The sequence below is a fragment of the Clostridium sp. genome, assembly GCF_032552055.1.
Classification (GTDB): domain Bacteria; phylum Bacillota; class Clostridia; order Clostridiales; family Clostridiaceae; genus Clostridium.
On the sequence record NZ_JAWGSV010000063.1, the window covers coordinates 1 to 13945 of the forward strand.

Here is a 13945-nt window from a genome sequence, read left to right on the forward strand (position 1 = left end):
ATATATTATTAGATGCTTCCTTAGATGTTTCTGCAAGGGATCTAATCTCATCAGCAACTACAGCAAATCCCTTCCCTGCTTCACCTACTCTTGCAGCCTCAATAGCAGCATTTAATGCTAATAGATTAGTTTGATCTGCAATATCATCTATTAATACAAATATGTTCTTTACTGTGTCTATATCATTATTCATAGCTTTAATTCCTTCAGTAAAGATTGAAAATTTATTATCAAAATTATTTATAGATTTAATTAAATGTCGCATATCATCATTGCTTTTTTCTGAATCACTATCAATAGTTTCAGATACTTTTTTAATTCTATTTATATTAATTTGAGCTTCCTTAATACTATCTCCTAACACTTCTACAATATTAACTATATTTAAAAGTTCATTAGATTGCTTTTCAGTTCCACTTGCTACTTCATTCATAGCTAAGTAAATATTTTCTGTAGAACTATTTAGCACTTCAGAAATATAAGCTAAGTTAGCAGAATCCTCTAAAGTATCATTTGAATGATTTTGTATTCCAATTATCATATCTGCTACAGTAGCTCTTGTAGATTCTACTGCCCTACATATGTTACCAACTTCATCATTCCTATCTAAATATTTTTTATGAAAATCAACTTGTAAATTTCCCTTTGAGAATTCATCCATAGTATTTTTAATTAAATCAAGTATTTTATCTAATCCTTTAATAATTAATTTAACTAATAACATACTTACAATAATTGTAATAATAGATGAAACAATAAGCCAAGCTGCTAATTCCTTTAACTCTCCTAATAAAGATGCTTTAGTTATTGAAACTCCTATAGACCAATTAGCACTATCTATTGCAGAGTAAGCTATGTATCCCTTTTCCTTTCCCATCCTATAAGCTTCTACATTGCTATCACCCTTAATCATATTATTATGAATATTAATAATTTCAGAGTAACTATTTTCTGAACTCTTATCAGCAATATAGTTTTTTGTCCCATCACCTATTAAATAATTTTTATCAAAAATAATATTAGCATCTTTATCTAAAATAAATATTTTTGAATTGTCAAACTCGCTTATATTGTTTAGAAAAGAAGAAATTGCTTCGGCATTTTTTACTGCTACTAATAACTTTTCTTCTCCTCCATCATTATAGGGAATTGAATAATACATAAATAATTCGTTATCTACACTAAAAGGATTTGATGCAATCTTACCGTTAAATGCATTCATAAAGAAATCCTTTTCAGCCAGACTTTCTTTTTTGCCATTGTTATAAGTTATACTGCCATTCCTTGAAGCTATTCCATAATATTCAAATTCTCTGCTATTTAAATAATTACTTATTAATTTATATTTATCTTCTAGATTAGTACTATTAGATACTACTTTTTCATCTTTTATAATATCTTCTAATAATAATAAGTTGTTATTTATTTCATCATTAATCATAGTCGAAGATAATTCAGTAAAATTTTGAATAGATTCAGTGCTGCTTTTGGTAAGTGATTTCTCTGCAAAATAATAAGATATAGAAGACATTATTACAAGACCTATAATCACTATGGATATAAAATATCCAATTATTTTGTTAGTAAATCTTTTTTGACCCACATTCATTCCCCCCAACACATTTTTACATATATAATTATATCATAATTTGACTAAAATTGTACTAAAAAGTTAATATATAACATATTGCTTTATTATTGGGAAAATTTTATGTTGCTATCACAAAATGTAAAAGAATAATTCGTAATAAAAAAACTCCTAATGGAGTTTAAAAAAATTCTTTTTAATTATTCTGGAAGAATTATATAAATCGTTATATACTAAAGTATTTTTAGACTATTCTAGTTGAGTAAGCAATCTCTTCATTACATCTTTTAGCTTTCCTTCATTCATATCTTTATGTATTCCAGCTAAAACAAGTCTAATGTCATTATCAGATAAATCCCACTTATATGCCTTCATATCAATAACTGCATCTTCTGGGAGTAAATCTTCAAGGTCTGTTGCCAATTCTTCAGCTAAGCTTATATATTCATCAAATAACTCATCTTCATTTATCTCATCTAAATCGTAATCATCTTTTATTATTTCATTTAATACATCTATTTTTATACTTAAGTTATAAGCAAAAGTATCTTCTCTTTTAGTCCCCTTACTCATATCTTTTAAAACTTTAAATTCACTATTTTTTTCAATTTTTTCTTTTAATTCTTCAGTATCTAGTACCCTATTAACAAATGCTATATACATATTTACCTCCAATTTATTATTTAATATTATTTTTTATAGATTCTTTAAGTAATATCTTAAGCTTATTAAGCTCTTCTTTGTATCTTTTATGTTCTAATTGAGGGAAAGCATTAATAAGTCTTATAAATTTAAATTCTTTTTTGCTAAATTCTTTTTTAAGTTCTTCTAAAATATTCATATTTTTAAGTGTAGTATTTAAATTAATTACTTCTGAAACAGTAAGTAAAATATCTATTATAAATATTATCATGATTACAACCGCTGCTATTATTACAGTCTTATTTGAAAGCATATTAATACAACTTAAAATTAAAGGATGTATTAAATTCATTAATATAAGAGATAGCATTGCAAATAAAGTAGAATTAAACAAGCATACTCTTCCTTTAATATTAAATTTTCTATTAGAATAATTCCATAGCCTTGTATGAAAAACATATTCTAACATTATATCTGCTATAAACTCTATTACAGAAGCTATAATTCCACCAAATATAAAGATTAAAATAGGTGATTCAATATTTAGACTTGTCATAATATATATTACAAACACTGCCCCAAAACCATATACTGGACATATTGGTCCTTTTAAAAATCCTCTATTAATAAACCTTTTAGCTGGAATTGAACAATAGACTACTTCACAGATCCACCCTAAAAAACTATAAATAGTAAAATATAGAAACCACATATAAACGCCCCCCAGCAACTCATACCTCTCTATTTATTTAACTTTATTCCGGAATTCATATTAAACAAATTTTTGTATATATTATCAAAACCATCATCCTTTATTTCTACCTCTTCATTATCATTTACATAAAATTTATCTAAGGTAGAAACTATTAAATCAAATTTTTCTATATTTCCTTCCTGAAGTAAAACCTTAAGAATATATCCTAAATGTCCCTCTATGTATTTTTGTATTTCTTTTATTTCCTCTTCTTTCACTTTACCTTCTTCTTTTAAAGTCTTTATAGGACCATTATTAAAAGTAAAGTATGTTAAAGCTTTGGATGCTTTCTTAAGATATTCTTTTTCATTATTACTCATTTGTATACTCCTTTTTATTTTTATGTTCACATTAATTTAATATATAAGTTAATTGATAGCCTATAATCTTTGTACTATAATTATTCTAATATATAAATACGAGGTGATGAAATGAAATTCTTAAATGGAATTTACGGAATAGACTATTTAACTTTATTCTTACTTATTTTAAGCTCTTTATTCAATATTTGGATATTTACAGTGCCTTTAGGTTTTATTTGCTTAATCCTTTCCTTCTTTAGAATGCTTTCTAAAAATCATTATAAAAGAAGAAGTGAAAATCAAACCTTTGTTAGAATAGTTAATAAACCATTAGGAAAGCTTGGAATGGCTTTACCTTATAATAGTAACCCTATTACTATGAATGATTTTATATATGCATTTTCACTGCTTACAACCAAAGTTAAAGAGTGGTCAAAATATAAAATAACTAAATGTCCAAGCTGTGGTCAAAAATTAAGATTACCTAGAAGAAAAGGTAAGATTGTTGTTACTTGTAAAAGATGTAATAATAAATTCGATTTAAGAACATAGGCAGACAAATGGATGATGCCTAATGAAAAATTTTTCATTAGGCATTATTTATTTTTAATTTTTAAGGTATGTCTATACCTCTTGAAGCTACATAAATTTCAAACCATTGATCTCTAGTTAATTTTAGCTTACTTCCATTAACTGCAGATTTTATTCTTTCTAACCTTCCTGAACCTACTATAGGCATAATCTTACTTGGATGCATTAAAAGCCATGCATATATTACTTCATCTATATCATTAGCTGAAACTTCATACTTTATTTTTTCAAGAACCTTTCTTACCCTTATAGCTCTTTCATCTTCGCCTTTAAATATTTCTCCTCCTGCAAGAGGTGACCAAGCCATTGGCTTTACTCTTTTTTCTAACATTAAATCAAGTGTCCCATCTTCGAAGGCATTTAAACATAAAGGTGAAATTTCTACTTGATTAGTTACAAGTTTTTCATCTAAATATGAATTTAACATATTAAATTGAGATGGTAAAAAATTAGATACTCCAAAATTTAATACCTTCCCATCTTTTTTTAATTTGCTAAAGGCTTCAGCAACTTCATATGGGTTTAATAATGCATCTACTCTATGAATTAGTAATACATCAATATAATCAGTATTAAAATTCTTTAAAGATCTTTCTACAGATTTAATAATATGCTCCTTACTAGTATCATAACAATGAGATTTATTTTCTGGTCTTTTATCAGACTTAAATTTTATTCCACACTTAGTAACTATCTCTAGTTTTTCTCTAAGTCCTTTTTTTATCTTTAAGGCTTCTCCAAACTTTTCTTCACAAGAAAAGTTTCCATAAATATCTGCATGATCTACAGTGGTTATTCCTAAGTCATAGACATCTTCAATTAATTTAACTAATTCCTCATTACTAAGATTCCAATCCATTAATCTCCAATAACCATGAACTAATCTTGAAAATTCCAAATTATCATTTAACTTAACTCTTTCCATATATAATCTCCTCCCATTATACCTGAATAGTTTACATTAATATTATAACATAGCTAATTATATATAAAAATCTAAAAGTTACATCTCTTATTATACTTTCTTATATAAAATACTTTTTATATAAGAAAGAACCCTATACATAAAGTTAAATTTACTAAAAAAATTATGAGTAAACTACCATTAATATGTATAAAGTTCCATTTTTGAAAACTATTTTTCAGTTTTAATACTTATATTATTTCCATCTGATGTTAATGTAATTTGCCCTTGAGTATCTGTTCTATACGCTTTAATATTTTGTTCTTTTATTAAGTTTACAGTTTCCCTATGAGGGTGTCCATATGAATTGTCTACTCCACAGCTTATTATTCCATACTTTGGAGAAATAGCCTTAATAAACTCTGTACTTGATGATGTTGAAGATCCATGGTGACCAAACTTTATAACATCACCTTTTAGCTTATCAGCATATTTATCTAAAACTTCTTTTTCTGATTCAGCTTCAGCATCACCTGTAAAAATAAACTTATTGTTACCAAAAGTTAACTTCATTATAGGTGAATAATCATTTAGATTATCATATGAATCATGCATTGGTGAGTACACATCTATTCTAGCACCTTCTCCAAGTTCAATAGTTGTTCCTTCTTTTATAACCTTAGGCTTTAACCCCTCATTAGTTACTGCTTTTATCATATTTTCAAATGTCTTAGTATTATGAGTAGTTTTTGGCATATAGAAGTTTTCTACTTCATATTTTTCAAATACTTTACTCATCCCACCTATATGATCTTCATGTGGATGGGTAGCTATAACCATTTCAAAATCATCAATGTTTTTTTCTTCTAATTGTTTCATTAGTTTATCTGAATCACTTCTAGGACCAGCATCTATTAATATATCAAAATCATTTACCCTAATATAAGCCGAATCACCTTGTCCAACATCTAAATAAGAAATTTCAATATTTCCATTAGCTTGTAATACACCCGGCTCTACTTTTTCTTTATTAAAATAAAATGATACAACTGCTATAATTGCAAAAACTATTACTACTATTAATTGGGCCTTTTTATTTCCCTTATGTTTTTTCATATTCCTTTCAAAAGATTTCTTTAAGTCATTCTCTCTTGTCAAAACTCTTCCTCCTTATGATATTAAGCTATTAAACATTATATTCATAATAAATTTATATGTCAAAAGGCACTACATTATGTCCTGCAGTGCCCCATAGTCATGGTGCTGTCGCACAAAGCTCAAAATTAAGAATTAAAAATTAAAAATTATTGTTGTAATTCTTGCAGAATTACTGAAATTAATTTCTTTTCAAAACTCCTGAAGGAGTTTTTTCATTAACTTTTCATTATTCATTCTTCATTTTTCATTGTGCGATATCACCTTCTGACTACACCCTTATTATTTGAAAATTGTATTATTATTATTCACTTTAATAGTTGAATTTTTATTTTTTATATTTATCATTGTTTTTGTAATTGTTGAAACTAATATTATTCCTAGGGCCAGTGCCCCAGCTGAAGCAATTGTCTTAATACCTGTTTCTAAGGATTTCATAACATTTCCAGTAATAGCTTCAACCATTGTGTAATACATTCCACCTCCTGGTACTAAAGGTATTAATGCAGCAATTACAAAGGTGGTAACTGGAGTTTTTAGTATTCTTGCAAATACCTCTGAATAAATACTTAATGAAACTGCAGCTATAAATAATGATGTAATATCAGAAAGTCCAAAAAGTAATGCTACTTTATATGCAAACCATCCTAGAGCCCCACACAGGGCTGAAAATATAAGATTTTTATCCTTTATATTAAATACTATACCAAAGGCAAAGGATGCTATAAATGCAGATATAACTTCAATTATCATACTATATTCCTCCAAAGACTCTTATCCAAAAACTTAAAACAACCCCCGTTCCTACTGCTACTGCAATAGCTGTTAAAAAAGCCTCAGCACCTCTTGCTAGACCTGATACTAAATCCCCAGCTACAGTATCTCTAATAGCATTTGTAATTGCAAGTCCAGGTACTAATAACATAATTGAACCAATTATAACCTTGTCCATATCATTAGCTAAGTTCACTTTAATCGATATAATAGCTAAAAAGGCTAGTACTCCTGCTGAAATACTAGTATTAAAAAATGAATTTAATCCTATTTCTTCGCCTTTTATTGAAACTGCCTTAACAGCTAGTCCTATTAAAAAAGCGGCTATGGCATCCATAATAGAACCACCAAATAAAAATACAAATCCAAAGGCTCCTAAAGCAGAAAAAATAATAGTAGTCTTGTTATCATATCTTTTTTCTTCTCGTATTTTTTTTAACCTTTTCTTTATTTCATAAATATCAAGGTTTTCTTTATTTATATTTCTAGATAAATCATTAACCTTATGTATCTTTTGAAGATCAACGGATCTATTAGTTATCCTTACTACTAAAGACTTAATTTTACCTTTATATGTAACAGATGTAACTATTACTGTTGGGGTAGCATAACTACTTGCTACTTCTACTCCTAATGATAGGCAAATTCTATTTATAGTTTCTTCAACTCTGTAGGCTTCAGCTCCACTTTCAAGCATAATTTGTCCTGCGTAAGATGCAACTTCTAATATTTCATTAAACTCCATAATTCACCTTAGATTAAAGCTTCAATATCTTTAAGCTTTGCATTTCTTATAGTAAAAATCATATCTTCATCTATTCTAAGCTTACACTCATCTTCATTTATTTTAGTCTTATTTAAACTAATGCCAGTTCCACCTAATTCTTTGTACTTAGTATTAGCAATATCTATATTAAATACACCATTTTTAGCTCCTGTTATTTTAATATAGCTTCCCCTGCAATCCTGGTCCTTTATATTCATAGTAATTATATTATTCCCCTTAATAACAACCTTATCTTCAGGTACAGATATAATTTCTACTTCTCCTACAATAGTCATCCAGCCACCGCTTAACTTCGCCTTAGATAGTAGTTCAACTTTATAATCCTTAGTTAGTTTAGTTAGTAACTGTCCAAGCTCATAAATACTTAAATCATATTTCATAACTTATTTCCTCGCTGTATAAATTAAATTTTCTTCATTATACTACAATTAATAATCATTATCCATACATTCTTTATTAATATATTGAATAAAACTACTTACCTCATCTTGCCTACCATATCCACCTTCAATATTGTAAGTTAAATATAGATTTTTCTTAGCCCTAGTTAAGGCAACATAAAATGTTCTCATTTCCTCTTCAATCTTATTATTTTTAATAGCTATATACGAAGGGAATACCCCTTCCTTAAGACCTGAAATAAAGACTATATCAAACTCTAACCCCTTAGCTTGATGCACAGTTATAATTGGAATTCTCTTTTTATTAGTTCTATTAATTATTAAAGCTTCAAGTTCCCCATTTGATAATCCTACTATTTTCATAATATCCAATAGTGAATCCCTATTGCTTTTTGATTTATCATCTAATTCTTTTACAAGGACATAAAAATCCCTAAGTCTTTCTATTTTTTCATAAGCTTCCTTTTCAAGTTCTTTACTTCTTCCACTATATAAAGATTTAATATTAAAAGTATTAATAATATCAACTATTATATCCTGTGGTCTTTTCTTCTCTGCTCTAATGAATAGCTCATTTAAGACATTACTAATTTTTGAAAAAGCCTTTGCATGTTTTTGTACTAAGCTAACTCTTTTCATAGATGTAGGGATAATATCATTATTTATAGCCATTACTAATAAGTCTTTTGTAGCTAAAATATCATCCATAGCATCATGGCTTGGTTTATTTTCTGTATCAAAAACTTTACTTAAAGTTTCTAATTTATAATTAAATAAATTCCTATGGAATCTTCTATAAATATCTAATGTATCATAAAAACCTTTAAACTTAAGCCCTTCAATATTATTTCTAGAAAGTTCACTAGTTAAAATATTAATATCATATTGAACATTATGACCTACTATTATAGATTCCTTAGAAAACTCAATAAATTCCTTTAATACCTTTTCTTTATCTTCACCTTTTTCACTTAAAAATTTATCACTAAATCCATGAACCTTAAATGAATCATTAACTGATTTTTTGTTTTTTAAGAATTTTTCAAAGCTTTCTATTACCTTTCCTTCACTATTAATTTTAATAGCTGCAATTTGTATAATTTCATCTTCCGTTACATCTGTTCCAGTACTTTCAACGTCAAAAACTATAATATTGTTATTTTTAAACTCATTAATTAAAAGCCCAAACTTTTCTCCATATAATAAACTATTATTATCTATAAAGTCAGTTATGGATATTCCAGCTTCCTTATAATCCTTGCTTTCAATAACTCTTAGTGTAGTATCTCCTATACCTGTAGGTAGTCTTTTAACTATTCTTTTTAAGCTTACACTATCATATTTATTTGCTATAAGTTTTAAAAATGCAATTATATCCTTTATTTCTTGTCTTCTAAAAAATTTAAATTGATCAACTAAAATAAACTCAAAATCTGCACCTTCATATCCTATTATCTTAGATAGCTCTCTACTTAAGTTAATATTATAATTATTATCCCTACTTAAAATACAAGTTTTAGCAATATCATCACCATTACTTTTCAATTTTTTAATTTCATCAAAAATAAACCTAGCCTCTTCTCTTAATGTATTTCTTTTAACTAGATTTATTTTCCCACCTAGCTTATCAGCCTCTGAAGTTATTTTATCTTTATATATAGCACTATACCTTTCATTAAAAGCATTTTCTAAGAAACTTAAAGCACCCTCTGTTATATATTTAGTTGATCTATAGTTTTTAGAGAATATTATGTTTTTAGGATTGTAACTTTTTTTAAAAAATTCAAATATTTTTTCTGGTTCTGATCCTCTCCAACCATAAATGGTTTGGAACATATCTCCACATAGTAAAATATTATTATCTCCAAATATCTTTTCTATTACTGAATATTCTAAAATGCTAGTATCCTGAACTTCATCTATATTAATATATTTAAACTTTGTTTTTAACCTTAAAACTAATTCTTCATCTAATAATAACTCTTTAGCCTTAGTAGTTAAATCTGCGAAATCTAAACCATGATTACTATAAAGCAAAGAATTATAAAGAACTACTAATCTACCACCATATTCCCTTAAATCTTCTTCCATTTGAAAGTCAAACTTCCCCTTATAAGTACATAACTGTCTTATCCTTTCATGGTTAAATTTAAATATATGATTTATTGCTTCATTATAGGATTTTAATAAATCATCACCAAATAAATTAAGTTTTGCTTTTTCTACTTTAACTATATCTATAAAGTTTTGGATCTTATTAATTGGATAATTATAAAAATTACATTCCTTAATTATTTCCTTACAATCTTCTTCATCAAAAACTATAGAATTTGAAAATATATCTGTTTTTTTCTTAGCTTCACTTTTTATTAAATCAAAACAAAAACTATGAAAAGTTCTAATAGTTATATCCTTTGCACTTTCCCCTACTATTTTCTCTATTCTTTCTCTCATTTCAGCACAAGCCTTATTAGTGAATGTTATACATAATATTTCTTCGGCTTTTGCTTTATTAGACTTTATTATATTTGAAATCCTAGCTGCTAATGTGTTAGTTTTTCCTGTTCCCGCTGAAGCTAGTAATAATATATTCTTTTCTAATTCATCTATAACTAATTTTTGCTCCTTATTAAAAGCCATAGCTTTACCTCCTAGACTTATATTTATAACTATTATAACATTGCAAATCTCATATAATAAATCCTATACCTTTAGTTTGTCATACTATTATTAATTTCAATAAAATGATAAGCTATAATTATTAAAAAAAATTATGTACTGGAGTTGATTACATTGAAATTTAAATATATATTGATTTTCATCGCATTTTTTTCTTTGTATTTTTCACTTAATTACTATGTTGGTAGGAGAATTTTTAATGGCTTTAACTATATATTCAAAATAACCCCTATAATTTTCTGGGTTATATTTTGGTTTTTATCCTTAGCTTATATAATATCTATGACATTAAATAAATATTTACCATCATCCATAAATGACTTTTTATATTTAATTGGGTCTTATTGGCTTAGCATTCTTATGTATAGCTTACTAACCTTCCCCATTATAGGTTTAATAAATTATATTCTTAAAAGGGCTAATTATAATAATGATAAGATTTTTATGTTTGAGACTATATTAATAGTGACTTTATTTACAATTATTACCCTAGTAGGTAGTTTTAATGCTAGGAGTTCTAAAGTAATATCTTATGATTTAAAGCTAGAAAATAAAACTTTAAATACTCCTTTAAATATTGTTATGGTGTCAGATATTCACCTAGGTAATTTAATTAAAAATTCTAGACTAGAAACATTAGTAAATGAAATAAATGACTTAAATCCTGATATAGTCCTAATAGCAGGTGACATAATAGACAGCGATATTAATCCATTTATTAATAATAATATGGCTGAAGAATTCTCTAAAATAAAATCTAAATACGGAACCTTTGCAGCCTTGGGAAATCATGATTTTTTAACTAAGTCTGAAGATAAAATAGTTGAACTTCTAAACGAAAACTCAGTAACTGTATTAAGAGATGATAAAGTTCTTGTTAATGATAGTTTCTATATTATAGGTAGGGATGACTCAAGTGTAGATAGGCTTTCAGATACAAAAAGAAAATCCATTGGAGAAATAACAAAGAACATAGATAAATCAAAACCATTAATAGTTATAGATCATAATCCTAAAGATATAAATGATAGCTTCTATACTGAAATTGATCTTCAAGTTTCTGGACACACTCATAAAGGTCAAATAGTTCCAGGTAACCTTATAACTAATAGTATCTTCGAAGTAGATTATGGATATTTAAAAAAGAATTCTTTAAATGTTATAGTATCATCTGGTTATGGAACTTGGGGTCCACCTGTAAGAATAGGAAGTAGAAGTGAAATAGTAAAAATAACTTTAAACTAATAATTCTCAAATACTAAAACCATAACTTAAACTTAGTATTCTAAATTAAGTAATTAAAATAAAGTCTATAATTAATAATAAAGCAAATAATTTACACTTAAAAGGAGCTACCACAAAGGTAGCTCCTAAAAAATATAATTTTCAAAACTTCTCCATGAGTTTTTTCATAAATTCTTCATTCTTCACTTTTAATTCTTAATTATCTAACCTCGTAGCTTAATTTAATAAATCTTTCTATATCTTCTTCAATAAGTTTTAAAGAATTTCTCCAGAAATTAACGTCATGAACATCTATATTCATTATTTTAGTTACATCAGCAACTTTATTCTTTCCTGTTACCTTAAGTAATTCTTCATATTCACTACAGAAAGAATCTCCTCTATTTAAATATTCAGCATATAAACCTTTTGCAAAAAGATTTCCAAAGGCATATGGGAAGTTATAGAAGTTTGCTGTTGCATAATAATAATGAGGTTTCCATGTCCACATATATTTATGAAGATAATTATTATCAAGCCCGTCACCATAAGCTTCTTTTTGAGCCTTAAGCATTGCCTCATTAATTTCTTCTACTGATAAAGAGCTTTCTTTTCTCTTTTCAAAAACTTCACTTTCAAAAAGATATCTTGAATAAATATCTACAATAACTTGTGTGCAGTCTGAAATTTCTGCTTCTAATATAGCAAAAGCTTCTTCCTTTGGAGCATCTTTAACAGCACTTTTCTTAATTATTATTTCACAGAAGTTTGAAGCTGTTTCCGCTAAAGTCATAGGATATTCTGAATTTAACGCAGTTTCACTATTTAAACATTCTCCATGGAATCCATGTCCAAGTTCATGAGCCATAGTAACAACATCACTAAAACTATTTCCATAATTTAAAAGTATTCTGCTTTCTCCTATTTTTTTAATACTTTCACAGAAGGCTCCACCAACCTTTCCTTCCTTTGGATAAACATCTATCCAATTATTATCAAAGGCCTTTTTCGCAAAGTCAGCTAAGTTATCACTAAAGCTTCTAAAATTCTTTAATACAAAGTCTCTTCCCTCTTCAAAGCTAAAGTTCATTTCCTTTTCTATTACAGGTGCATATAAATCATAAAATGGTAGTCCATCTTTATGTCCAAGTAATTCAGCTTTTCTTTTTAAATACTTTCTAAAGACAGGTAAACTCTCCTTAATTGCAGTTAACATTGAATTTAGAATATCTTCATCCATTCTTGATTCTTCTAGAGTCATATGAAGTGGTGATTTATATCCCTTTAATGATGCAGTAGTTAAAACTTCACCCTTAATTCCATTTAAAGCTGCTGCAACTCCTTCTTCAATTTTTTCATAAGACTTTATTTCTGCATCATAAGCTTGCTTTCTAACCTCAGCATCCGTGCTATATGCCATATTTAGAACCATAGTTAAAGGTAAGGATTCTTCTTTTCCATCAACAGTTATATCTACCTTGTGAGTAGAAATTAAATAATCCTTATAATTAAGCCATGCGTCAGATCCTGTATTTCTCATTCTAGCAATTATTGATTCTTCTTTATCACTTAAAATATATTTATTTTTTTCTATAATTTCTTTTATTATAAATTTATGTTCTTTTAATGTACTTGATGATTCAATTAAAGCATCTATATTTTCTATAGAAGCAATCCACTTATAAAGCTTAGTTAGTGGTTCTGCTAAAAGACTAAATTTAGAATTTATAATATCTAAATATTTTCTTGCAGTTTTATTTTTTGAATCAGCGCTGATTGTTAAGTTAGCTAATGAACTAATTCTATTTAAAAGTAAATTAATCGCTTCTAACTTACCTACAAATACTTCTAGTTCATTTACATCTCCTTTTCCCTCTTTCACTTCCATAGAAAAAGTATTTAGTTCATTAATTTTATTATCTAAATTTTCTAAATCACCTAAGAATTCCTTTGACGTAAAGGAAGGATATATTTCTTTTAAACTCCAATTATATGTCATAATAATTAGTCCCCTTTCATTAATCAATACTAAAATTATAGTATTAATTTATTTATTTTTCAATAATTTACCACCCTACATTATATAATTTTTATTTCTAAATTTCAGTGGTGATACCCCAACAAACTTTTTAAATGTATTAGTA

Annotated in this window: 13 protein-coding genes; 2 read left to right on the forward strand and 11 right to left on the reverse strand. The window is 26.9% G+C overall.

What is annotated here, in order from left to right:
- The 4 genes from E6248_RS06365 to E6248_RS06380 all read right to left on the reverse strand — a co-directional run.
- Positions 1–1603, reverse strand: a 1603-nt coding sequence (locus E6248_RS06365; protein WP_316339977.1) for a methyl-accepting chemotaxis protein, incomplete at its 3' end; no start/stop codon positions are given.
- Between the two features lie 234 nt (positions 1604–1837).
- A complete protein-coding gene (locus tag E6248_RS06370; RefSeq protein WP_316339978.1) occupies positions 1838–2251 on the reverse strand; it encodes a hypothetical protein in 414 nt (137 codons plus the stop codon).
- A gap of 16 nt (positions 2252–2267) precedes the next feature.
- Positions 2268–2942 carry a putative ABC transporter permease gene (locus E6248_RS06375; RefSeq protein WP_316339979.1) on the reverse strand — a complete coding sequence of 225 codons (675 nt, stop codon included), beginning with the start codon at positions 2940–2942 and terminating at the stop codon, positions 2268–2270.
- Positions 2943–2971: 29 nt separating this feature from the next.
- Entirely contained in the window at positions 2972–3304 is a 333-nt protein-coding gene (locus E6248_RS06380; RefSeq protein ID WP_316339980.1) for a hypothetical protein, read from the reverse strand.
- A 111-nt stretch (positions 3305–3415) separates the two neighbouring features.
- Between E6248_RS06380 and E6248_RS06385 the strand changes: the two genes are divergently transcribed.
- On the forward strand, positions 3416–3838 hold the full coding sequence (locus E6248_RS06385; protein ID WP_316339981.1) for a hypothetical protein: 423 nt from the start codon (positions 3416–3418) through the stop codon (positions 3836–3838).
- A gap of 61 nt (positions 3839–3899) precedes the next feature.
- Here the strand turns inward: E6248_RS06385 and E6248_RS06390 are convergent, their stop codons facing one another.
- The 6 genes from E6248_RS06390 to E6248_RS06415 all read right to left on the reverse strand — a co-directional run bounded on the left by E6248_RS06390 (position 3900) and on the right by E6248_RS06415 (position 10538).
- Complete coding sequence (locus E6248_RS06390) at positions 3900–4802, reverse strand: aldo/keto reductase (RefSeq protein ID WP_316339982.1); 903 nt, start codon at positions 4800–4802, stop codon at positions 3900–3902.
- A 210-nt stretch (positions 4803–5012) separates the two neighbouring features.
- Entirely contained in the window at positions 5013–5897 is an 885-nt protein-coding gene (locus tag E6248_RS06395) for a ComEC/Rec2 family competence protein (RefSeq protein ID WP_396335136.1), read from the reverse strand.
- A 321-nt stretch (positions 5898–6218) separates the two neighbouring features.
- Positions 6219–6689, reverse strand: coding sequence for a threonine/serine exporter family protein (locus E6248_RS06400; protein WP_291665448.1), 471 nt, complete (start codon positions 6687–6689; stop codon positions 6219–6221).
- A gap of 1 nt (position 6690) precedes the next feature.
- Positions 6691–7455, reverse strand: coding sequence for a threonine/serine exporter family protein (locus E6248_RS06405; RefSeq protein WP_316339984.1), 765 nt, complete (start codon positions 7453–7455; stop codon positions 6691–6693).
- A gap of 8 nt (positions 7456–7463) precedes the next feature.
- On the reverse strand, positions 7464–7877 hold the full coding sequence (locus E6248_RS06410; RefSeq protein ID WP_316339985.1) for a UDP-N-acetylglucosamine pyrophosphorylase: 414 nt from the start codon (positions 7875–7877) through the stop codon (positions 7464–7466).
- A 48-nt stretch (positions 7878–7925) separates the two neighbouring features.
- Positions 7926–10538, reverse strand: a complete 2613-nt coding sequence (locus E6248_RS06415; RefSeq protein WP_316339986.1) for a 3'-5' exonuclease — start codon at positions 10536–10538, stop codon at positions 7926–7928.
- 483 nt (positions 10539–11021) lie between these two features.
- On the opposite strand from E6248_RS06415, the gene E6248_RS06420 reads away from it, so the two are divergent.
- A complete protein-coding gene (locus tag E6248_RS06420; RefSeq protein ID WP_316339987.1) occupies positions 11022–11822 on the forward strand; it encodes a metallophosphoesterase in 801 nt (266 codons plus the stop codon).
- Positions 11823–12021: 199 nt separating this feature from the next.
- Here the strand turns inward: E6248_RS06420 and E6248_RS06425 are convergent, their stop codons facing one another.
- Entirely contained in the window at positions 12022–13800 is a 1779-nt protein-coding gene (locus E6248_RS06425; protein WP_316339988.1) for a M3 family oligoendopeptidase, read from the reverse strand.
- Between the last annotated feature and the right edge of the window lie 145 nt (positions 13801–13945).

What these genes read in the sequence shown, in the direction of transcription:
- E6248_RS06370 (WP_316339978.1), bottom strand. Translation starts at nt 2,251, where the DNA reads ATGTATATAGCATTTGTTAATAGGGTACTAGATACTGAAGAATTAAAA.
- E6248_RS06375 (WP_316339979.1), bottom strand. Translation starts at nt 2,942, where the DNA reads ATGTGGTTTCTATATTTTACTATTTATAGTTTTTTAGGGTGGATCTGT.
- E6248_RS06380 (WP_316339980.1), bottom strand. Translation starts at nt 3,304, where the DNA reads ATGAGTAATAATGAAAAAGAATATCTTAAGAAAGCATCCAAAGCTTTA.
- E6248_RS06385 (WP_316339981.1), top strand. Translation starts at nt 3,416, where the DNA reads ATGAAATTCTTAAATGGAATTTACGGAATAGACTATTTAACTTTATTC.
- E6248_RS06390 (WP_316339982.1), bottom strand. Translation starts at nt 4,802, where the DNA reads ATGGAAAGAGTTAAGTTAAATGATAATTTGGAATTTTCAAGATTAGTT.
- E6248_RS06395 (WP_396335136.1), bottom strand. Translation starts at nt 5,897, where the DNA reads ATGAAAAAACATAAGGGAAATAAAAAGGCCCAATTAATAGTAGTAATA.
- E6248_RS06400 (WP_291665448.1), bottom strand. Translation starts at nt 6,689, where the DNA reads ATGATAATTGAAGTTATATCTGCATTTATAGCATCCTTTGCCTTTGGT.
- E6248_RS06405 (WP_316339984.1), bottom strand. Translation starts at nt 7,455, where the DNA reads ATGGAGTTTAATGAAATATTAGAAGTTGCATCTTACGCAGGACAAATT.
- E6248_RS06410 (WP_316339985.1), bottom strand. Translation starts at nt 7,877, where the DNA reads ATGAAATATGATTTAAGTATTTATGAGCTTGGACAGTTACTAACTAAA.
- E6248_RS06415 (WP_316339986.1), bottom strand. Translation starts at nt 10,538, where the DNA reads ATGGCTTTTAATAAGGAGCAAAAATTAGTTATAGATGAATTAGAAAAG.
- E6248_RS06420 (WP_316339987.1), top strand. Translation starts at nt 11,022, where the DNA reads ATGTTTGAGACTATATTAATAGTGACTTTATTTACAATTATTACCCTA.
- E6248_RS06425 (WP_316339988.1), bottom strand. Translation starts at nt 13,800, where the DNA reads ATGACATATAATTGGAGTTTAAAAGAAATATATCCTTCCTTTACGTCA.